General features: G+C 57.5%; 20 protein-coding genes and 1 pseudogene. 15 read left to right on the forward strand and 6 right to left on the reverse strand.

Features of this window, described 5'->3' with window-relative positions; genetic code table 11:
* Both ACX3YD_RS11170 and ACX3YD_RS11175 read right to left on the reverse strand, forming a co-directional pair.
* Complete coding sequence (locus ACX3YD_RS11170) at positions 1-1149, reverse strand: amine dehydrogenase large subunit (protein WP_103405009.1); 1149 nt, start codon at positions 1147-1149, stop codon at positions 1-3.
* Positions 1150-1338: 189 nt separating this feature from the next.
* Complete coding sequence (locus tag ACX3YD_RS11175) at positions 1339-2811, reverse strand: sensor histidine kinase (protein ID WP_458959949.1); 1473 nt, start codon at positions 2809-2811, stop codon at positions 1339-1341.
* Between the two features lie 365 nt (positions 2812-3176).
* Here ACX3YD_RS11175 and ACX3YD_RS11180 point away from each other — a divergent pair, with 365 nt between their 5' ends.
* The 9 genes from ACX3YD_RS11180 (at position 3177) to feaR (ending at position 11069) form a co-directional block, all read left to right on the forward strand.
* On the forward strand, positions 3177-4340 hold the full coding sequence (locus ACX3YD_RS11180) for an acyl-CoA dehydrogenase family protein (protein WP_103405007.1): 1164 nt from the start codon (positions 3177-3179) through the stop codon (positions 4338-4340).
* A gap of 38 nt (positions 4341-4378) precedes the next feature.
* Complete coding sequence (locus ACX3YD_RS11185) at positions 4379-4750, forward strand: hypothetical protein (protein ID WP_103405006.1); 372 nt, start codon at positions 4379-4381, stop codon at positions 4748-4750.
* 3 nt (positions 4751-4753) lie between these two features.
* Positions 4754-5224, forward strand: a complete 471-nt coding sequence (locus ACX3YD_RS11190; RefSeq protein WP_458959950.1) for a nuclear transport factor 2 family protein — start codon at positions 4754-4756, stop codon at positions 5222-5224.
* Complete coding sequence (locus ACX3YD_RS11195; RefSeq protein WP_458959951.1) at positions 5221-6345, forward strand: amidase; 1125 nt, start codon at positions 5221-5223, stop codon at positions 6343-6345. The genes ACX3YD_RS11190 and ACX3YD_RS11195 overlap by 4 nt, the downstream gene beginning before the upstream one ends.
* Positions 6346-6368: 23 nt before the next feature.
* Complete coding sequence (locus ACX3YD_RS11200) at positions 6369-7652, forward strand: aromatic ring-hydroxylating oxygenase subunit alpha (protein WP_458959952.1); 1284 nt, start codon at positions 6369-6371, stop codon at positions 7650-7652.
* A complete protein-coding gene (locus ACX3YD_RS11205) occupies positions 7649-8149 on the forward strand; it encodes an aromatic-ring-hydroxylating dioxygenase subunit beta (RefSeq protein WP_103405002.1) in 501 nt (166 codons plus the stop codon). Before ACX3YD_RS11200 ends, ACX3YD_RS11205 begins: the two co-directional genes overlap by 4 nt.
* Positions 8150-8159: 10 nt before the next feature.
* The gene (locus ACX3YD_RS11210; RefSeq protein WP_458959953.1) at positions 8160-8900 is read left to right on the forward strand and encodes an SDR family NAD(P)-dependent oxidoreductase; all 741 of its coding nucleotides are present in this window, start codon (positions 8160-8162) and stop codon (positions 8898-8900) included.
* 146 nt (positions 8901-9046) lie between these two features.
* The gene (locus tag ACX3YD_RS11215) at positions 9047-9997 is read left to right on the forward strand and encodes a PDR/VanB family oxidoreductase (protein WP_458959954.1); all 951 of its coding nucleotides are present in this window, start codon (positions 9047-9049) and stop codon (positions 9995-9997) included.
* Between the two features lie 151 nt (positions 9998-10148).
* Positions 10149-11069, forward strand: coding sequence for a transcriptional regulator FeaR (gene feaR / locus ACX3YD_RS11220; protein WP_103405000.1), 921 nt, complete (start codon positions 10149-10151; stop codon positions 11067-11069).
* Between the two features lie 44 nt (positions 11070-11113).
* Here the strand turns inward: feaR and ACX3YD_RS11225 are convergent, their stop codons facing one another.
* Positions 11114-11743 carry a response regulator transcription factor gene (locus ACX3YD_RS11225; protein ID WP_103404999.1) on the reverse strand — a complete coding sequence of 210 codons (630 nt, stop codon included), beginning with the start codon at positions 11741-11743 and terminating at the stop codon, positions 11114-11116.
* A gap of 261 nt (positions 11744-12004) precedes the next feature.
* Here ACX3YD_RS11225 and hpaC point away from each other — a divergent pair, with 261 nt between their 5' ends.
* Positions 12005-12517, forward strand: coding sequence for a 4-hydroxyphenylacetate 3-monooxygenase, reductase component (hpaC, locus tag ACX3YD_RS11230; RefSeq protein WP_458959955.1), 513 nt, complete (start codon positions 12005-12007; stop codon positions 12515-12517).
* Positions 12518-12799: 282 nt separating this feature from the next.
* On the opposite strand, the gene ACX3YD_RS11235 is transcribed toward hpaC, so the two are convergent.
* From ACX3YD_RS11235 to ACX3YD_RS11245, 3 genes and pseudogenes are all read right to left on the reverse strand, one after another.
* Complete coding sequence (locus tag ACX3YD_RS11235; RefSeq protein ID WP_404943283.1) at positions 12800-13630, reverse strand: methyl-accepting chemotaxis protein; 831 nt, start codon at positions 13628-13630, stop codon at positions 12800-12802.
* Between the two features lie 27 nt (positions 13631-13657).
* Positions 13658-14926 (reverse strand): annotated as a pseudogene (locus ACX3YD_RS11240) (methyl-accepting chemotaxis protein); the annotation flags it as partial.
* A gap of 146 nt (positions 14927-15072) precedes the next feature.
* Positions 15073-16395: an alginate export family protein gene (locus ACX3YD_RS11245; protein ID WP_458959956.1), complete on the reverse strand. Its 1323-nt coding sequence runs from the start codon at positions 16393-16395 to the stop codon at positions 15073-15075.
* Positions 16396-17330: 935 nt separating this feature from the next.
* Between ACX3YD_RS11245 and ACX3YD_RS11250 the strand changes: the two genes are divergently transcribed.
* Genes ACX3YD_RS11250 through ACX3YD_RS11270 form a run of 5 tightly spaced genes read left to right on the forward strand, consistent with a single transcriptional unit; the run spans position 17331 to position 21672 of the window.
* Positions 17331-18188 carry an McbB family protein gene (locus ACX3YD_RS11250; protein ID WP_458959957.1) on the forward strand — a complete coding sequence of 286 codons (858 nt, stop codon included), beginning with the start codon at positions 17331-17333 and terminating at the stop codon, positions 18186-18188.
* Positions 18185-18988: a SagB/ThcOx family dehydrogenase gene (locus tag ACX3YD_RS11255; protein ID WP_458959958.1), complete on the forward strand. Its 804-nt coding sequence runs from the start codon at positions 18185-18187 to the stop codon at positions 18986-18988. Before ACX3YD_RS11250 ends, ACX3YD_RS11255 begins: the two co-directional genes overlap by 4 nt.
* Positions 18975-20174, forward strand: coding sequence for a YcaO-like family protein (locus ACX3YD_RS11260; protein WP_458959959.1), 1200 nt, complete (start codon positions 18975-18977; stop codon positions 20172-20174). The genes ACX3YD_RS11255 and ACX3YD_RS11260 overlap by 14 nt, the downstream gene beginning before the upstream one ends.
* A gap of 11 nt (positions 20175-20185) precedes the next feature.
* Positions 20186-20929 carry an ABC transporter permease gene (locus ACX3YD_RS11265; protein ID WP_458959960.1) on the forward strand — a complete coding sequence of 248 codons (744 nt, stop codon included), beginning with the start codon at positions 20186-20188 and terminating at the stop codon, positions 20927-20929.
* The gene (locus ACX3YD_RS11270; protein WP_458959961.1) at positions 20929-21672 is read left to right on the forward strand and encodes an AAA family ATPase; all 744 of its coding nucleotides are present in this window, start codon (positions 20929-20931) and stop codon (positions 21670-21672) included. Before ACX3YD_RS11265 ends, ACX3YD_RS11270 begins: the two co-directional genes overlap by 1 nt.
* Positions 21673-21830 lie beyond the last annotated feature (158 nt).

Genomic DNA, 21830 nt, shown 5'->3' on the forward strand with positions numbered 1-21830 from the left:
TTAGTAGCTCATGACCTGAGTCGCGGTTTTTGCGACTTTTGCCATGCTGCCGGTGTGCTGGTTGGTCTTGAGATCGAAAATCTGCAAGCCGCCTTCAACGTCGGTGCCCAGCAGCAGCGGCTTGTCATCGCCGGTGGCCTGCATGCTCCACACCGGTGCCGGTGCTTCCAGGGTCGCGATCTTCTTCTGGGTCTTGAGGTCGTAGGCCCAGATGAAGGTGCTCGGGTCTTCCCACTTCATCGGTTCGTGCGCGTCATGCATCAGCACGTACAAACGGTTCAGCTTCGGCGCGACCGCCATCAACTGCCAGCCGCCCGGCGCCCAACCGGCCTTCTTCTCGGCCTCGGTGACCAGCGACCAGCTCGGCAGGATCTTGGGTGTATCGCCGGAGAAATCCACTGCGCGCACGGTGCCGGTCGTGGTGGTGAAGTAGTAGGTGTCGCCGACGTTGACCGCACGCTCCACCAGTTTTTCCGCGTTGGGGTCGAAGAACGGCGTGCGGTTGCGCGCGGTTTCCTGGCCCTGGTCGTTGAGGGTCACCACCTGCAGGCTGCCGTCGCCACATAGCGAGGCGAAACGGCGTTTGCCAACCGGGTAGTTGAGCACGCAACCCGGAATCGCGATTTCCGTGGCGACGGCCTTGGTCTGGGTGTCGACCACGGTCACCGAGGTCGATGGGGTGAAGTTGTAGACGTAGACAAAACGGTCATCGCCGCTGGTCTTCAGGCCGTAGCGCTGGGTCAGCGACTCGGCCCGCTTGTTCGGAATCAGCACCTCCCAGGCGGGCGACAGGGTCGAGCTGTCCCACGCGGTCAGCACATCGGTGCGGGTGCCCCGGGTGCCACGGGAGTACCAAATGTCGGCGCTGTAGATCAGCTTGCCGTCATGGCTCAGGGTCGAAGGCGCGGCGAAACCGGTCGGTACCATGCCCAGCACGCGCTTCTGGTCCGGGTCGACCACGGTGACACGGCCGGCGACGAAGCTGTCGAACTCGACATCGACGACGAACGCCCGGTGTGCTTCAGCGGGGAACGGCAACACGGTCTGGCCGATCGTGTCGGCGGGCAGGTCCGCACGGGCACTGTTCAAACCGAGTACAAGCAGGCTCAGGCCTAGCGCTGACTGTACGGAGATCCTGTTTGTTCGCATAAGGGGAACTTCCTGAATTGTTGGTAACGCGGATCGCGGGTGAGTGGGCAGATTCTGACGATTGAATAGTGCCTCGCCCGGCAACCCCGGGAATTGCCCTGCCTGCCAAGTGTTTGTGTATCTGTGCCAGTGTCACTGACACGCCACAAAGCCGGGGTATGCGATCCCCTGTGGCGAAAGGTTTGTGCGTCAGGCGAGGGGAAGGGAGAAGGTAAACACCGCGCCACAAGGCGCCTGGTTCTGCGCCCAGATATCGCCCCGATGCCGGCCGATGATGTTCTTGCACAGCGCCAGGCCGATGCCGTTGCCGCTGACCTTGGACGAAAAGAAACCGTCGAACAGCTTCTCCTGCGCCTGGGCCTGGATACCGCGTCCGCAGTCTTCGATGCGCACCCGCGCTACGCCCTTCTTGGCGCTGGCATGGATGCGTAGCAAACGCCGCTCTACCGGCAGATCGGCCATCTCTTCAATCGCATTGAAAGCCAGGTTGAGGATCACCTGGCCGATCAGCACCTTCTCGCAACTCACCTGCAGCGGCTCGGGCGAGGTCACGACTTCCACGCGTACCAGGCTCGGGTCGGCGCGCAGGCTGATGAAGTAATGGGTTTCGCGCAGCAGTTCGTTGAGGTCGATCAGCTCTTCGCTCTGCTCCAGCTTGACCACGTAATCGCGCACGCTCTTGATGATCACCGACGCGTGCTCGATTTGCCGCACTGCATTGTGCAAGCCCCAGGCGACGCCTTCATCGGCGTCGGCGTCTTTGCCCAGGCGAATCACCGCGCCTTCGATGAAATTACGGGTGGCGGCCAGGGGTTGGCTCAGCTCATGGGCGATGGCCACGGCCATTTCACCCATGGCGTTGTAGCGCGCCAGGTACTCGAGTTTTTGCTCGCTGACCCGCCGTGCTTCTTCGGCCTGCACCTGTTCGGTGACATCGCGGAACAGCAGCAGGTGACCGACCAGATCGTCTTCGATTTCGATAAAACGGCAGGTCGCATCGTGCCAGCGCCATTCGCCGTCACGCCGTTGCACTTGGTAGTGCACGCTGAAGGGCGCGTGGTCCGGCGTGACGTTGGCCAGTTGTTGCAGCAGTCGCTGACGCGAAGGTTCGTCGCACCAGGCCAGGAAATTCTCGCCGAGCAGGCGGTGCACGTCGCTGTTGAGCAAGTGTGCGGCGGAGTCGCTGAGAAAGCGGATGTCCCCCTCGGGCCCGAGCACCGCCACGCCTTCGGCCAGGTCTTGCATGAAGGCCTTGAGTCGGCTTTCGAAGCGCTTGAGATCGCGCTTGACCTTGTCCTCCCTGGAGATGTCGCGGAACTGCACCATCAGCACATCGCGACCTTCAAGGTGCACCAGGGTCGCCACCGCCTCGGACAGAATTTCCAGCCCTTGCTTGGAGCGATAGCACCACTCGATGGCGCGCTGCCCGGTGCGCGCGGCGCCTTCGAGCCAGCGCAAACCCACCGAGCGCCGGTACTTCGGTGCATCGCGGGTCATGTCCGGCGCCTTCAGCGGGGTCAGTTCCTCCAGGGTAAAACCCAGCGCCGCCAGGGCGGCGGCATTGGCCCAGAGAATCTCCTTGGTGTGCGCATCGTGAAGAATGATGCACAGCGGCATGGCTTCGATCAGCGCATAAAAGTCGTTCGGTTTTGGCAAATACATCACACAGCCCTTGGCGGCGGAGGGTTCTGATCGGCGAAGTCAGAAGTATGGCTTTTTATACCGGCTCGCGCCCATGGATGCGCTCAGAGGTAACCGGTGTCGGCCTAGGGGTTTTCTTTAGTCGGTGGGCTGCACGCACCAATAGTTGCGCCGGGGTGGGGTTTTTACACTGGACCGCAATGCAAGGGTATCCACGTCGATCCCCTGTAGGAGCGAGCCTGCTCCGGGCAGCGTTCCGACGATGGTCGTCAACGATAACGCTTGCAACCTGACACCCCGTGGTGCTCTCAGGTTCATCGCGAGCAGGCTCGCTCCTACAGAGAAGCTGTCGCCCTGCCAACAATAAGCACAAACGGAGAAAGCCCATGCTGCGTTCAGCGGTCGCGCAACAAGACGCTCTGCCAGGCGTTGACCAGAATGTCGTCGAGAGCCCTGCCTTTGCGCAGGTGCTGGAAGAAGTACGCCAACGCCGCAACGAGTTCGACAGCCTCTCCCACGTGCCACGGGACATGATCGAACGCTTCAAGCAGGTGGGCATCTACCGCGCCGCCACGCCGAAATGCTACGGCGGCGACGCCCTGGCGCCGGCAAAGTTTCTGCAAATGATCGAACGCATCTCCGAAGCCGACGGCTCCGCCGGCTGGGTCGCCAGCTTCGGCAGCGCCGGGGTCTATCTGGCTGCATTACCACCAGAAACCCTGGCTGAAATCTATGCCGACAGCCCGGACCTGGTGTTCGCCGGCGGCCTGTTCCCGCTGCAGCCCGCCGAGGCGGTAGAGGGCGGTTGGCAGGTCAACGGCACCTGGAAATTCGCCAGCGGCTGCAAGGGCGCCGACTTGCTCGGTGTGGGTATCGGCGCCGCAGGCGGCAAGCCGCGCACCGCCGTATTCCGTCCGGATCAGGTCGAAATCGTCGAAAACTGGGACGTGGTCGGCCTCAAAGGCACCGGCAGCCATGACCTGCGCGTGGCCGACAAACGCATTGATGAGCGCTGGACCTTCATCCGTGGCGGCGCCGCGACCATCGACGAACCATTGTTCCGCTACCCATCGATTGCCTATGCCGCGCAAGTGTTGGCGGTGGTCAACCTGGGCCTGGCCCGTGCCGCCCTCGACGAAGTCAGCCGCATGGCCGGTGGCGGTGGCATCACCGGCGCGCCAAAACTGGCCGACCGCGCTTATGTACGCATCGAGATCGCCAAGGCCGAAGCCAAACTCAGCGCCGCGCGTGGTTTCTTCTACGGTGCCACCGAACAGGTTTGGCACTCGATCCTGGGCGGCAACCCGGTCACGCCCGAGCAGACCAGCCTGCTGCGCCTGTCGGCGATCCATGTTTCCCAGGCCGGGGCCGACGTGGTGCAAAGCGCCTACAGCCTGGCCGGCACCACCGCCATCTACCTGCGCCATCCGCTGCAACGCTACCTGCGCGACTCGATGGTGGTGACCCAGCACGCCTTCCTCAGCGAAGGGCTGTATGACGGCGCCGGTTCGGTTTTCCTCGGCGTGCCGCCGTTTCCGGGCTACATCTGACCCTTTTTTCAGAGCCTCCATTTCAAGGATCAAAACCCATGACCCAGACCACTCAAGAACCCTTGCGCGTCGTCTTCTGCATCGGCATCACCCAAAACTTTTTCGACCTGCCCACCGGCGAAGGCCTGAGCGTGTGGAAAGGCTTCAGCCAGATGATGGGCTCCCTCGGCGCCATGCCCGGCATCACCGTGCTCGGCGCCATGGATGACGATCGCTTGATGGTCGGCCCGTCCACCACCTCGCCCTGGACCGTGTACATCATGGCCGATGTCGACTGCCACCAGTCGGTGATCGACGCCTGCAACCTGTTCCGCACCACACCGGTCGGCGAGTACAGCCTGTGGCGTTACGCCAGGGTCGAAGCGCGCATTGGTCGTCCGCTGACCATTCCCGACGCGGCCAGGGTGTAAGCCATGGACGAGGCCTTGCTGCAACGTCTGGCGACGCTCGAAGGGGAAAGCGCGGTGCGTCGCTTGATGGCGTGCTACATGGACCTGTGCGATGTGCCGAGGGCGGTGACTCAGGTCAGCGAGCTGGCCCGGTTGTTCACGGTCGATGCGATCTGGGAAGGGGTTGGCAGTGTCACCGCACAGACCTTTGGCCAGCACCAGGGTCGTGAAGCCGTGGCCGCGTTTGTCGGCGGTTACCTGCCACCGTCGGAGCACTTCCGGCTCAACCTGCATTACCTCACCAGCGAGTCGATCGTGGTCGACGGCATCACGGCGCACGGGCAGTGGATCATGCAGCAGATCTCCACCTACGCCGATGGCCGCTGCGAGTTGTTCGGCACGCGGCTGAACATCGATTTCCGCTGCGTTGACGGTTGTTGGCTGATCGCGCATTTCCGTACGCAACGGCTGTTTAACAAGGAGCTGAGTGCATGAGTACGTTCATCAGCGAATTCCTCCTCGGCGGCAGCGGCAAACGCGTGGCCATCAAGGACTCTATCGACATCGCCGGCCACCCGACCCGCTCGGGCAGCCGTGCCTTTGCCGACGCACCCGCCGCAACCAAAAACGCCGAGGTAGTGGACGCGATCATCGACGCGGGCTGGCAGATTGTCGGCAAAACCAACCTGCACGAACTGGCCTTTGGCGTCACCGGTATCAACGACTGGACCGGCACGCCGATCAACCCGCAAGCCCCTGACCGGGTGCCGGGCGGTTCCTCCAGCGGCTCGGCTTCGGCGGTCGCGGCGGGCCTGGCGGACATCGCCATTGGCACCGACACCGGTGGGTCGGTGCGGGTGCCGGCGGCGTGCTGCGGGGTGGCCGGACTCAAGCCGACTTATGGGCGTGTCAGCCGCATCGGAGCGCATCCACTGGAATCCAGTCTCGATTGTGTCGGTCCGTTTGCCAGAAGCATGGACGACCTGATCGCGGCGATGCAGGTGATCTGCCCAGGCTTCAACGTACAAGGCTTGCCCGGTGACGGCATTAAAGTCGGCTTCCTCGACGTGGCTTGCGACGCCCATCTTCAAGCCAGCCTCGGTGCCGCCGCCGACCGCGCCGGCTGGCGTCGCAGCCACCTGCAATTGAGCGAATTCGAAGCAGCGTTCACGGCCGGCCTGACCGTGATCAATTTTGAAAACTGGGCCGCGTTCGGTCATCTCACCGGCAAGGGCCTGATCGGTGCCGATGTGGAAAGCCGTTTGCTGGCCGCCAGCCGCACCACTCGCGAAGAACTGGCCCGGGCCGAAGCGGTGCGCAGCCGGTTTACCCGGCAGGTGGATGCGGCGCTGGAAGACTACGCCGTGTTGCTGTTGCCGACGCTGCCGACCTTGCCGCCGACCCTCGGCGAAGCGCGCGCCGGCAGCAAGGCCGTGGCCGGCATGACCCCGCTGGTACGGCCCTTCAACCTCAGCGGCCACCCGGCGCTGACGGTGCCCGTGGAACTCGATGGCGGCGGGCTGAAAGTCGGCCTGCAAATCGTTGGCCGCAAAGGTCAGGACGAGCTGGTCTGCGCCTTTGGTGCGCAACTGCAAGCCTCAACAAATCAATCATAAAAAGAAGCCATGAGGAGAACCGCATGAGCACTCATGAATACCGGCTGATCGCATCGACGAAAAGCCCCGAAGATCTGGTCCGGCACGACCGCGTCGATGTCTCGCTGTACAACGACCCGGCGCTGTTCGAAGCCGAGCTGGAAAAAATTTTCTATCGCACCTGGGTGTGGGTCGCCCACGAAAGCGAGGTGCGCAACGCCGGTGACTTCAAGACCGCCACCATCGGCCGTCGCCCGGTGATTGTCGTGCGCGACAAGAAAAACACCATTAACGTGCTGGAAAACCGTTGCCGGCATCGTGGCGCTACCGTGTGCGAAAAGCACAAGGGCAACGCCACCGGGTTCACCTGCCCGTACCACAGTTGGTCCTACGGTCTGGACGGCAAGCTGCGTGCGCTGCCGTATCCGGATGGTTACGAAGGCATCCTGGAGAAATCTGATCTGCCGCTGACCAGCCTGCGCGTCGAAAGCTATGCCGGCATGATCTTCGCCAGCTACAACGAGCAGATCGAACCGCTGGAAGACTTCCTCGGCGGCGCCAAACACTGGATGGACCTGTTCATGAAGCAGGGTGCCGGCTACCCGATCAAGACCCAGGGCGAACACAAGTTCAGCTTCAAGGGCAACTGGAAGATTCAGCTGGAAAACACCACCGACGGCTATCACTTCCCGATCGTGCACAAGTCGTTCATGTCCTCGGTGGATGAAGAAACCTCGGAAATGCTCTCGTTCATGACCGACGAGCAAGCTGTCACTCACGCCCTGGGCAACGGTCACAGTGTGATGGTGATGGTGCCTGAGCACGTCGACCTCGATCACGACGACGGCACCGAACAACTGCAAGAACGTTTCGCCCACGTCACCGAAGAGCTGTCGAAGACCCTGCCGCCCGAGCAGGTTCGCCGCATCGTGCGTTCGCTGCATGGCGCCGGGTTCAACCTGAACCTGTTCCCCAACGTGGCGATGTCGATGTCGTTTTTCCGCGTGCTGCGCCCGGTGACGGTGACGGAAACCGAAATCCGCCACGTCGCCCTGGGCATGGACGGCGGCCCGGAAATCGCCAACCGTGAACGCATGCGTATCCACGAACACTTCCAGGGCCCGTTCGGTTTTGGCAGCCCCGACGATGCCGAGGCCTGGGACCGCGTGCAGCGCGGCTCGTATGCCGGCGTCGACGCGCCGATCCTGGTCAACCGCGGCCTCAATCGCGAAATCACCGCTGAAAACGGCGACAAGGTCAGCCACGCCACCGACGAAGGCGGGATGCGCGGTGCCTACGACATGTGGAAAAGGATGATGAGCCAATGAGCAATCACGACACCCTGAATGGTTTTTCCGGACCGCTGGCCCAGGCCATCGAATTCATCTGGCGCGAGGCCGAACTGCTCGACCACAAGCACTACGCCGAGTGGGCGACCTTGTGGAGCGACAGCGGCCAGTACATCGTGCCGATCGACCCGGACACCGAGGACTTCGAAGCGACCCTCAACTACGCCTACGACGACGCGCGCATGCGTGACTTGCGCATCGAACGCCTGACCGCCGGCTACTCGCCGTCGGCGGTGGACGCGGCCAAAACCATCCGCACGGTCTCGCGTTTCCGTCTGGTGGAAGCGGCCGGCGACCTCGTCGAAGTCAACTCGGCGCAGGTGCTGTACGCCTACAAGCGCGGTGTGCACACACCGTTCGTGGCCGACCTGAACCACCGTATCCGTTTCACCGATGGCGTGCCGACCCTGGAGCGCAAAGTGGTGCGGCTGATCAACTCAACCGACAGCCTGAGCGCGCTCGGCTTCCTTTTGTGAGGGCAACAGCATGAGTCGAGTAGCCCTTGTCACAGGTGCCTCGCGCGGACTGGGCGAGTGCATCGCCCGCCGCCTGCATGGGGCGGGGTATCGCGTTGCGCTGGCCGATGTACGCCTCGACGGCGTGCAGCAACTGGCCGCCGAACTGGACGCCAGCGGCGCCACGGCCGTGGCCATCGAACTGGACGTGCGCAGCAAGGCGGATTTTCAGCGGGCCCGTGACCTGCTCGCCGAGCGTTGGGGCGGCACCGATATTCTGGTGAACAACGCTGGCGTATCGAAAGTCGCGGCGCTGATGGACATCACCCCGGATGAGTTCGACGAGTCGATGGCGATCAACCTGCGGGGCACTTTTGTGGCCTGCCAGGTGTTCGGCGCGCATTTCGCCGAGCGCGGCTTTGGCCGCATCGTCAACATCGCCAGTCTGGCCGGGCAAAACGGCGGAACCGCCACCGGCGCGCACTATGCGGCGGCCAAGGGTGGCGTGGCGACGTTGACCAAGGTCTTTGCCCGCGAACTGGCGCCACAAGGCGTGACGGTCAACAGCATTTCGCCCGGTCCCCTGGACCTGCCGGTAGTGCGCGAAACCGTGGCCCCGGAGCGCCTGGAACAGATCCTGAAAATGATCCCGGCCGGCACCCTCGGCGACCCTGCGTACATCGCCGACAGCGTGCTGCTATTGATCGCCGACCACGCAACGTCCGTAACCGGCGCGTGCTGGGACATCAACGGTGGCTTGTTCATGCGCTGATCTCATGGTGCCAATGACCCTGTAGGAGCTGGCTTGCCAGCGAAGACGCCCTGACGGGCGATGCATGACTCAAGGCCGCCATCGCTGGCAAGCCAGCTCCTGCCGGGGGCTGTGTTTAACAAGAAATTAAATATTCAGGTGACCCAATGATGAAGGTGAAGATCGAAAGGATCGTCGACGAAGCGCTGGATATCCGTTCCTTTCGCCTCGTGCGCAGTGACGGCCAGCCGCTCGACACCTATGAGCCGGGTGCCCACGTCGACCTGACCGGGCCGACCGGGGTAACCCGCCAGTATTCCCTGTGCAGTCCGCCGCAGGACTGCCGTGCCTACCTGGTAGCGGTGAAGAAAGAGCCGCAATCGCGCGGGGGTTCGCTGGCGCTGCACGAGCAGGTGGAAGAGGGCATGGAGCTGGAAATGGGGGCGCCGCGCAACCTGTTCCGTCTCGACCCGAACGCCACCGAACACGTGCTGTTCGCCGCCGGTATCGGCGTGACGCCGCTGCTGAGCATGGCCTATCGATTGGCGGAAAGCGGCCAGCCATACCGACTGCATTACTTCGCCCGCTCGGCCCGGTACGCCGCGTTTACCGAACTGCTGGCGACGAATTTTGCCGACCACGTGGAATTCCACTATGGCGTCGAGCCGGGGGATCTGGACGGCGCATTGAGCGAGTGCCTGGACCGCGCCGGCAATGCCGCCCACGTCTACACCTGTGGCCCGGCACCGTTTATGAATAAAGTGGTGGAAGTGGCGGCGCGCAGCCGTTCGGACGACGCCATACACCTGGAACACTTCGCGGCGGACCCGGCAGCCAACAGTGCCCCGGCCGGCAGCTTCGAAGTCGAACTGGCCAGCTCCGGCGTAGTACTGCAAGTACCAGCCAACTCCAGCCTGGTCGACGTATTGCAGGCCCATGGTTGCGACATCGACACCGAGTGCCGTGAAGGCATCTGTGGCACCTGCATCGTCGACGTGCTCGACGGCGTGCCGGAGCACCGTGACAACTGCCTGTCGAACAAGGAAAAGGCTTCGAACAAACAGATCTGTGCCTGCGTTTCCCGGGCACTTTCCGCTCGTCTGGTACTGGACATCTAAACGCTTTCTTCACTGGAAAGCTGACACCGGAGCCGGTTGAATGGCGCCTGGCTACCATTGAGGGAGGCGATGGCAGGAAGACGAAACACGTTTACCGAGCCGCTCGACGAAGCGGCCGGAAATAACAACAAAAAAGTGAGGCTTTGCGGACATGATTACAGCATCGGCGGTGCGCAATGAGGCGTTCGAAAGTTGGTTGAGCCAGGTGAACCAGGCCTGTGGGCGCTTCGATGCCCGCGCGCTGGACACCGGTTTTTATGGCGAGCTGGCGGAGTTTCACAGCGGTGCGATCAAGCTCAGCGTTGTCGATATGGCGCACGTGCACCTGTATCGCACCAGCAAGGATGTGAGTGTCAGCAGCGACGGGCATTACTACGCAGTGTTCCAGATGCGCGGCAACTCGCAGCTGGAGCAGGGCGACAACCGCGCGCAACTGGGCTGTGGCGACATCGCCCTGATCGACGCCTGCCGCCCGAGCGACATGACCTACCACGAGGACTCCCGACAGCTGTCGCTGATCCTGCCGCGCCAGGTGGTTGAGCGCGGCTCGCATTTCACGGCGGTCAATTGCGCTACACGCATCGCCGCCAACAGTCCCCTGGCCGCAATGGCCAACAAACTGGTACTGGAAACTCGCCAGCAGGAAGGGCTGGACATGCAGCAAAGCGAAGCCGTGCTCGACGCCCTGGCCAGCCTGCTGTTGCCGGGCATCAGCGCTCACGACGGCGGTAGCGACGCCCATGAACGGCAGTTTCGCAAGATCATCGCCTTTATCGACCAGCACATCAGCGACGAAGAACTCTGTCCGGAACTGATTGCCCGCGAGGTGGGCGTGTCGGTGCGCGGCCTGTACCGCATGTTTTCCAAGCGCGGGCTGGTGGTGGCGCAGTACATCAAGCACCGGCGCCTGGATTTCTGTGCGCAAAACCTGCGGCGCAGTGATGTCGAGCAAAAGCTGTCGGCACTGTGTTACGCCTGGGGTTTCTCGGATTCGAGCTACTTCTCGTCAGCCTTCAAATCGCGCTTCGGTGTGTCGCCGGGTGCTTATCGCAAGCGCTATAGCCAGAACTGAGCACAGGGTGGCATTTGCCATCGCTGTTGCATGGGCGGGCCGCCTCAGTGCCGCACCGGCTCATCCACTGGCAAATGCAGCACCTCGCGCACCAGCATGGCGATGCTGGTCACGCCCATCTTTTCCTTGATCTTGGTGCGGTGCACATCGACGGTTTTCACGCTGATGTTCAGCTCCCGGGCGATCACCTTGCTGGCCTTGCCGTCGATCACCAGCATCAACACTTCACGTTCGCGGCTGGTCAGCAGCGAAAGCTTGCCTTGCAGGTTGCGGCGCTGCTCCTGATCGGCCTGGGCGTGCACGGCGGTCTTCAGCGCTGCCTGGATACGGTCGATCATCTGCTGCGGGTTGTAGGGCTTCTCGACGAAGTCCAGCGCGCCATTCTTCATGGCATTGACCGACATCGGAATGTCGCCATGGGCCGAAACGAAGATGGTCGGCAAGGTGCTGCCGCGCTGGTTGAGGATTTCCTGTAGCTGAAAACCGCTGGTTTCCGGCATGCGCACGTCCAGCACCAGGCAGGCCGGTTGCTTGGGGTCGTATTGGTTGAGGAATTCTTCGGCGCCGGCAAAGCACTGCGCCTTCACGCAGACCGACTCCAGCAACCAGGCCAGCGACGTGCGCAGGTCTTTGTCGTCGTCAACGATGTAAACAATCGGTTTGCGGGTTTCCATCAGGGGCTGCCACGTGAGTGTCTAATTATTGTTTTCGCACGCGAGCACGCGCGGCGCTTTTTGGCTCATCGAGTCAGAGCCAATACGCAGAATACCCACTGTCACCGGTCATGACGATAAAGAAACCACCTAGTCGACTAGCGGAAAGCCCACCTCCGCATGGGGATCGTCAGAATGGTTGTGTCGCGTGCCGGGCCTTAGTCTTGTTCCATCACCTACGGGCCGCCGGATGGCGGTCCTCCCGAGAGGAGGGGCATCGACATGGCCGACCTGAGCCAGCAGCAAATCGACTTTCGCAACGCCATGGCGCAGCTGCCTGCGGCGGTGAACATCATCACCACCAACGGTCCTGGCGGCCGCTGCGGTATCACCGCCAGCGCCGTGTGCTCGGTGACGGATTCGCCGCCCACCGTGCTGGTGTGCGTCAACCGCAACAGCGCCACCCACGATGTGTTCCGCGCCAACGGCCACTTGTGCATCAACGTGCTGTGCGGCGAACAGGAAGAGCTGGCCCGCCACTTCGCCGGCATGACCAAAGTGCCGATGGCCGAGCGTTTCGCCTGGGACCTGTGGGACGACGGCGCCGCCGAAGTGCCGGTGCTGCGCGATGCCCTGGTGCAGCTGGAAGGGCGGATCAGCGAGTGCAAGGAAGTGGGCTCGCACTCGGTGATGTTCGTCGAGCTGACGAAGGTGGGCGTGCGCGAACCACGGGACAGTCTGGTGTATTTCAACCGCCTGTTTCATCGCGTGGAGCATGCCGGGGCGCATTGCTGAGACCGCGTTATCGTTCAATCGCGAGCAGGCTCGCACACAAGTTAATCGTCGTCGTGCACAGGTCCTGTGTTCGCTGGAGATCAAATGTGGGAGCGAGCCTGCTCGCGATGGCGGATTGTCAGCCGCCGGTGATGTTGCATGTGAAGTCCTCATCGCTGGCAAGCCAGCTCCCACAGGGTTCTCCGGTGAACACAAAATCTGTGTCGCGCCAAAATCCATTGTGGGAGCGAGCCGGCAACGGGCGGCGTTCCGACGATGACGGTCTGTCAGGCACCACCGATGTCAAATGCGGAAGCTGCCCACCAACTGATTCAGCCGCGCAGCCTGTTGTTCAAGCTCGGTGCAGGCCCGCAATGTCGACTGAAGATTCTCCACCCCTTGCTGGTTCAGGGTGTTGATCTGCGTGATGTCGACGTTCAAGGCTTCGACCACGGCGGTCTGTTCCTCGGTAGCGGCGGCGACGGATTGGTTGACGTTGTCGATCTCGCCGATGCGTAGTGTGACGCTGCCCAGGCGTGTGCCGGCGAGGTTGGCGATGTTGACGCTTTCTTCGCTGTGCTGCTGGCTTTCGGTCATGGTGATCACCGAGTCCCGTGCGCCTACTTGCAGCTCTTCGATCATCTGCTGGATCTCCAGCGCCGAGGCCTGGGTGCGTCCGGCCAGGCTGCGCACTTCGTCGGCGACCACCGCGAATCCACGGCCCGCTTCACCGGCTCGCGCCGCTTCGATCGCCGCGTTGAGCGCCAACAGATTGGTCTGCTGCGAGATGCCCTTGATCACTTCCAGGATCTGCCCGATGTTCACCGTCTTGTCGTTGAGCACCTCAATGTTGGCGCACGAGGCACTGATCTTGCCGGACAGTTCGTTCATCACTTCAATGGTGCGCTCCACCACCTGGCGACCGTCCTCGGCCTGTTGCCGCGCGGCGGAAGCCTGTTGCGAGGCATCGGAGGCGTTATGGGCGATTTCCTGCGCGGCGGCGCCCAGCTGATTGATCGCGGCGGCCACGCTGTTGGTGCGGGTGGACTGATCGTCGAAATTGCTCAGCGACGAATTGGACGCGTCCAGCACCCGTCGCGCCCCCTCGTTGACCCCCAGGGCCGCCGACGACACCTCGCGAATCGAGTGATGAATGCGTTCGACAAAGCGATTGAACGCGGTGGCCAACTGGCCGATCTCATCCCGGGATTGCACGGCCAGGCGACGGGTCAGGTCGCCTTCGCCGAGGGAGATGTCCTCCATGACCCGCGTCAACATTTGCAGGGGGCGGGTGATGCGTTGCGCGGTGTACCCGATCAACAGCAGGCCGAGCAGGGCCGAGCCGCCGCCCAGCAGCAGTTCCAGTGCGGTACTTTTCACGCCCTGGGCATCGAGTTGCTGTTGCAGGGCTGTCACCGGTGCCAGTAACACCTCCTGCGGCACACCCACCAGCACCCCCCACGGCGCAGCACCGGCAATCGGTGACAGCGGCTCCAGGACCTTGATCTGCTGCGTGTCGACAAACACCTTCGGCTGGCCCTGGCGCAACGCGTCCATGACCTCGGCATTGTCCATCGGTTGACCCAGGCGACTGACGTCCTGGCTGTTGGCGGAGATCACGCCGCGAGGGCTGACGATGCTGATCTGGCCGTGGCCGTCGAACAATTGCAGCGCACTGGCTTGACTGTTTTTCTGCAACGCGGCGAGGTTGATGTCGAGGCCGACGACGGCGATGACGTTGCCGTTTTCCAGCAGCGGGAAGGCGACGCTGGTCACCAGTTTGCGGCTGCCGGAGGCTTCGTCGAAGTAGGGCTCCAGAACGCACGCCTGACGGGTGTCGCGGGCACAGGTGTAGAAGGCGTTGTACGGTGCGCCGCTGGGGCCTGGCTCGGTGTTGGCGAGCAGGCCCTCGTCGCCGATCACCGCTTGCAGTTCGCCGGGTTTGCTTTGCACCCAGTAGAGCGAGAAGCGTCCGGTTTCGTTGCTGCCCAGCTCTGCCTGATTGGCGAAACCGGCGTCGGCACCGTCCAGGGCGTCCGGCTCGAAAATGACGTAAAGCCCGAGCAGGTCGGGCTTGTCGATCAGGGCCTGGTGAAGCTGGGTGTTCAGCGCCTGGCGAAGTTGTGGGCGGGTGAGGGTCCCTTGACGCTGGAGTTGCCTCAGATACAGCAAATACCGCGACAACCCCTGGCCAAATTCGTGGGTCTGCATGAAGGTGCGTTGCACCTGCATGGCCTGCACTTTGCCCAAGGCCTGCATGTGTTCCCTGGCCGCGTCGGCGAGCATTTTGCCGCTGGCCTCGGCCACTTGCTGGCTGCTCTGGTGAGTCTGGTACAGCGACAGCCCCATCAGCAAACCCACCACCAACAGCAGGCAGAGGCCGGCGAGCAGGGTGATTTTGCTCTGGATCGTGAGGAATATTTTCTGCATGGGAAATGCCTTTTTCCTGGTGGCGAAATCGATCCCCTGTAGGAGCGAGCCTGCTCGCGATGGACGTCAACGATGACTCGGGCTGTCTGAATGCCCGTGGTGCTCGGGCCTCCATCGCGAGCAGGCTCGCTCCTACAAGGTTCGCGTTAGAACGTCGTGGCGAAAATCACCTGGCTATAGAGATTCCTGTCGTTGTTGCCCAGTTGCGTATCGCCCTGATCGGCACTTTTGTCCGGCTGGAACAGGCCGATCAGTGGCATCACCGTGAGGTGATCGTTGAGGTGCCACTCGGCGTACAGGTCCACTTCGTGGCCATCGGTGTTGCCCAGGTCGCGGTCGATGGTGTCGTAATTGAAGTACATCGCGCCGACGTTCAGGTTCTCCAGCGGCGAGACGGTGAACTTGAGTTGCTGGATGCGCGAGTTGCTGTTGAACGGGCCGGCGTAGTTGCCCGCCACTTCACCCTGGAACCAGGTGCCAAAGCCGCGGCTGAAACCGTAGAACAGGGTGTCGTAGCCTTCCGAGAAACGGCTGTAGCGGTAGCTGGCATAGGGCTTCCAAGGCGCGTCGGAAAACGTCCAGCCGGCTTCCAGGTACCAGGCGTCTTCGTTGGCGGCGTGGGGTTTGTCCTGCTTGGCATATTCGCCGGAGAGGAACAGGTCCTTGACCCCGGCATTGCCCGTCGCGCGCAGGCTGTAGGTTTTCATGCCGTCGCGCTCCAGTTGCGCCGGGGAGGCGTACTGTTTGTCGACGTTGGTGGTGTCGATATAGGTCAGGCCGACGGTGCCGGCGTCGGCCACGTGTTCCAGGGTGCCGACGTACATTTCGGTCTTGGCCTGGGCGCGGTTGTCGGATTTGAGCCACATCAGGTCGCCACGCCAGCCTTCCTTGCCACCGATACGCAACACGGCGGTTTCGTCGAACGCCTTGCGCGCGGCCAGCCAATAGGCGCCGCCGCGATTGAACTCGCCGTCGGCCAGGCCTTTGCCCATGTTCAGCGCGTCGCCATCGATCAGGAAGCCATCGCCGACCACGATGTTCTGGCGACCGAAGGACAGATCGATACCGTCCGCGCCCAGCACCGGAAACAGATTGCCCGAGCGCCAGCCGAGGTAGGCGTCCTCAAACTTGGTGGTGCGTTCCGTACCGTCGCTGAAGCCGGCGGCATCGCCGTCGCCCCAGGTGCCGGAACTGAGCAGATTCGCCGCGCCGTAAGCAGTGCCGGCACCGGCCAGGCCCTTGTCGAAGCTCAGGCCGTACTTGATGTAACCCTCGCGCCACGACGACGAACCTTCATCGAGACGGCCCGACAGGGCGTAGTTTTCCTGGCTGTGGAAAAGGCCGAAAACCGCTTCCAGGGTGGCGTTCAGGTGACTGTCGCTATCGGCGTAGAGTTCATAGGCTCCGGCCTGACCTGCGCTGATCATCAGCGCGAGGGTAGAGAGTCGAAGCAAGGGGGACTTGAGCATGGCGTGACATCCGTTCTTGTTCTTGAGCGCAGGTTTGCGGTCTTTTTAGATACTAAGGTCCGGATTCCTTTCGCCCTTTTGCCTGTTTGCCAAATAGTTGGCTGTGCTTGCCAGATTGCATGATTCGCCATTGCGGCTGCAGAAAGCGGTGCTGGGCGCTGCCATCTTCTATTTCGGGCGGGTGTGCAAGTCTCGGCGGCGCCGCTACCAATGCAGAATCTACTGTCGTCCAGGTCAAGGACAATGTCACACGCTCAGCGTTCGACCAACGCGCTCGACCAACAGACTACCGTTCGTCGACTTTTTTTGAACTGAAAATGGTCGCCAAAAAATGGTTTTTTAGAAAATGAAGGAAGTTTCTTACTCCGTCCTACAGAAGAATGATGTGAAGGTCTTTCATTGTGTTTAGTTGGTCATTCAATTTTTGATAAGGGTTTTGAAGGCTTGGAGGAACTAGTTTAAATAGCGGTTTTGCTTAAACAAGAAGTAATCGAGGTGAGTTTCTCATTCTATGTAGGGGGCGTCTCATGGGGTTGAGTGAAGTTTCCTACACTCCAAAAAAATAGTCTCTTGCGTTCATTTCTTAAAATTACTAAACATAGGTGCGTCACTTTGTTTTGGTGGCATTTCCTTTAGCAACCTTTAATAACGAGTAATCAATTATGAATAGCGAAAATTTTGGAGAGCTACTTTTTGCTGGCGATGAGTTTGATTCCGACTCGAGCCCTAACTTCGCTGGTGGTTCCGGCGGGCAAGGTGGGTGCGGAGGTAGTGGCGGATGTGGAGGCGGGGGCGGCTGCAGTGGTGGGAGTGGCGGAAGCGGTGGGAGTGGCGGGAACGCCATAACTCCACAACTTTCATCCGACAACAGCTGATAGTTCATCAGATATGGCTTTTCTGGGTTATCCAGAAAAGCCATGCAAAGGGATTGCGAAATGCTAAATATACAAAGCTACGAGATTCTTGATTTTAACTCCGATAATTTGGTGGTTTCAAAAAAAGGAGTGTCAAAAATAAGCTCTCCACCGCTACTGGCGGCGCTGAATAAGTTGCAAAGTTATAAAAATATTTCTAGGAGTGAACTCAATGAGGTGTTGTCGACGCATGGCTTAAATCCAGAACCCGCCTTTGATTTTCTAGAAAAAATAATCTCTATAAAGGATGCCTGTGAGGATCTGTATTTCGATAAAACGATTGTGGCTCATGATTGGGATGAGAATATTAATCTGGAGGAGTTGTTGCGATCTGAAATAAATACTCCGTTGGAGGTGTGCAGTATTTCTGGGTTGGTCAGGGATCAAACATTAAATAAAAAATATTACATTGTCATAATGTGCAGGAATTATGATTATGAATTAATAAAAAAAATATACTTCGAGCTTGCAAATGTGGCACCTGAAAGTGCGATCAGTGTTTGTTACTCTGTGGGTGATGCTTATTGTATCAGTCAGCCATATTGTCCGAAGATTGGGAATCCATGTCATTTTTGCAATATAGATAGGTTGATAAATTATGAGGAGTATCATAGTGCCAGGAAAACATGGTCAAAGTTACTTCGGTATTGCAAAAACAAGCACATGGCCGTTCCTGTCAATTCGCTGAGTTTACTACAGCAATCATTGGTGGTTGGAGCGGTCATAAGAAAAATAAAACTGCTAACAAGTAGTGATAATGAATTTCGCTATCAGGATAATATACTTCAAGATTCTCATATTGATTTTGCTGGATGTTTTGTAAGAGAGGTTGCCACCTCTCACTGGCATATGTGTGATTGCTTGAGGGTGCAGGGATGAAGTATATACCGCACGACTATTATCTAAAATTTATGAATTCGGCTGTTCATGAGGAAACTCTGAGCTTTCATGCGAAGGGTAATTATACGATTCATGATGCATTCAAGCATGCTACTCGTCTGCACTGTATAAATGATAAGCATCTTGCCAAGCTTACCGGCAACGAATTGCGACTTTATCCTGATCTAAATTTGACTTTTCCCGTTGGGGTCGAATTAGAGTCTGATTCGCCTATTCGTCGAAATGAGTCGTGTGATTCATTTTCCAGTACGAACATAGACTTTTCAAAGATTGAAAAATTAATTTCCCCGATTCTCTCTTCTCGCAAAGGTAGTTATAAACGCGGGTATCCAAGCGGTGGAGCGCTATATCCAGCTGAGGTTTTTATTTGTTCGTTTATGGAAGATGAGAAAAGTTGGCCTTGTCCGGAAAAAATATTGCATTTGCTACCTCAATCCAGAACATTTGAAATAGTGCAGGGAACACAAAACGTTGATGACATCAAGAGTGCAGTACTTTCTTCTCCTGGGAGCATTGGTACACCTTCGATTGTAATTGCTTATTTTGTTTACATTCCCAAGACGCTGTTCAAATATAGGTATCGTGGTTACAGACTTGCGTTGATGGAAGTGGGTTCCATTTATATGTTGATTGAATTGCAGGCCAAAAAACTGGGTCTGCGAAGCAGGTTATGGTCAGCGTATACCGATACGATGCTGAGTAAGGCAATAGGACTTAATCCGACGCTATTCTTTCCTGTATGTGTACACTTTATCGGTGAACAACATGATGCTGAATAATCCTGGTCATTTAGCAACGCTTCCAAGTGCGCTGATTTATCAACCATCCTGCTTGTTATCCTTTCCATCCTCAGTTGAGTTGGTAGATTCTTGGTTAAATGGTGGGTCTGGAATAGGTAACGGGTCATCCTCTATAAAGACGGCGTTAGGGGAGTATTTTGAGAGGCGGCATTTCTATATGGAAGTTAAATCGGATGTGGTTGGTCATCTCAATTACTCGCTAGCGAATATAGAGGCGGAGAAATTTGCCTTCGCATTTACTCAGACTAATGAGGACGGGTTGGTATTTGAACAGGCTCTCAATCATTCCTATAACTTAACCAAGGTGTCTCGTGTGTCGGACTGGTCTGACTGCTATATACCAACCGCATGTATATCTCTTAATTATCATAAAATTGAAAGCGAGAACACGATATATCCGTTGCGAGATACCTGTGGGTGCAGTTTTCACTGGCGCTTTGAGGAGGCTGTTTTCGGATCGATAAAGGAATATCTAGAGAGGCAGTTTCTTGCAAAGTTTTGGCTGACAAAACAATGCGCTCGTTTAGTTTCGGTAAATGATGTCCGATTAGCCCTGAGACAAAGTGGCGCATGCTCAGTGTACGAAGCACTTTCCAAATCCGGAGAAGTCACCATTATCGATGTTTCTGATGCTACCTATCCTGGTTTATGCCTATTAGCTGTTTACGGCCAAAAAGATAAAACGCGTCATGTCAAATATTGTGCCGGAATTTCGTACGCGGAAACACTTAAAGCTGCACTCGAAAAGTCGTTATATGAATTATGGCAGACCTATAGGTTTATAGACCTTTTTCAAGCTACCGGCGGTGATGTGGCGGAGATTGAGGATTCTTATCTGAGATATTTTCTAAGCTGTAACGCTTATGAGACTTATCAAGAAATCACGGATGTTGAATTTAATAAGGTTGTCGTTCCGAATTCGTTACCTGATTTCAGTTTGCAAAATTTTTTGACTGTCTTGAATAAACGGAAAGTGGATGGTTATTTGTATGTAAATTATCTGGCCATGAGTAATGAGTTGTATTATTTCTGCAAGTTTATTTCTCCCGATTTTTTTCTACATATGAATAACTCCAGGGGGATAAATATCCTCAATAAATATTCTGAAGAATTTGTTGGGAAGATATTTCCTGGTCGTAGAAAAATTATGGTTCCATTTCCATGAAAAGGTGACTTATGCCAACTTTTGCAATGATAAGGTGCTTTGCACTGTCGTGGTTATTTATAAAAGAACAGTTGAAAGAGCCAATCGCACTTTTTTGGATGATTGTTTCTCCCGTTGCGACATATTATTTGTTGGGTTATTCCAGAGGGGGATATCCTTTCTCGAAAATTAATTATCTGGAAAATACCTCTTGGTTTTATGCTTATCTTTCTTCAAGTGTCGCTTTTTTTGGTTTTGCTTTTTATATTATAGGCAGAAGGGAAAGTGGGTTTATTAGATCGTTTGTATACGCGCCTGATGCCAGGTTGTTATTCATGGCGTCGCAATTTCTGGCTTACTCTCTCATTGCTTTAATCTACTGCATTGTTTTTTATGTCTTGACTTGTTCCTGTGTTGGCGGGGGAGATTTGGTCGGGTTGTTTCGGGTTATTTCCAGGTTTTATGTATGTTACATGTTTTTTTGTGTGCTCGGCATTTTGCTTAGTTTGGTGCCGATGAATTATCAAAACAGTAATACCACGTTCTCAATAGTATTATTTTCAATGCTTGTGTTAGGTGTTCTTGGAAGTCGTGACTCTCATTATGCAATGGATGCGTTTAATAAAATCAATCCTCTTTATATTGCAAATCAAATTATGTTGGGTGGCTTTGAGCAGCATTATTTTCTTGTTGCTTGGGTTGTTATTTTGTTTGTCGTTGTCTTTTCGATTTCGCTTCGTTTTTTACGAATAAACCCTGTATGGAGTCGATACTGATGAGTGTTTTGAGTGCTCGATCGCTATGCTTCGGATATTCCAGGCGGACAATATTTAATGAGGCAAATATTGAAGTTTTTCCAGGAGCTATTACTGGGCTGTTGGGCCCTAATGGGTCTGGAAAAACTACTTTTTTTGACATCGTATGTGGGTTAATAAAGACGGATAACGGCCAGTTGTTTAATGGTTTTTCCAGTCAGCTTTATTTGTCGCAGACTATCATGACGCCTCCCGTGCTACGTATGTTTGATATCTTCAAGATGATTTCGTTGCTGTGCTCTCCGACACCTGTATCGCAAGAGCAGGCGTTGAAAAAGCTTGTGGTTTGGAGTCCGGAAATAGTTGAGCGTTATAAGGAAATCTGGGAAAAAAAGTCATCGGTTTGTAGTTATGGGGAGAAACGCTGGTTCTTCACGCTATCGTTGTTGGCGGTGGGGGCGAGTTTGGTGATATTGGATGAACCTACTGCGGGAGTAGATCCTGAATTTCGATATTACATTTGGAAATGTTTGCGTGGAGCGGCAAATGAGGGAGTGGCAGTTCTGGTTTCATCCCATAATATTGATGAGGTTGCGAGTCACTGTGACAAGTTTTACATGATCAGCAACCATCAGTTTAGCCCGTTCAGTTCTGGTGAAGAATTTATGCGTCGATACGAAGCGAACACACTCGATGAGGCATTTATCCGCGCAGCGGCTGCTCCGGTGGTCAAGGCTTCATCTGCTCAAAGAAACCGAGAATGATCTCTCACGCTTCGCCAGAAATCGGGCATGCCTTGCGAATAGGCAAGTCCCTCATCAGATGATCGATTTGGCAGAACCGCCAACACGACTGGCACGCAGGGCAAAACCTGCGAATCACCGACCACCGACAATCCTGATCAACCTGCCGGGGCACCGTT

The organism is Pseudomonas fluorescens group sp. PF-1 (genome assembly GCF_054481335.1).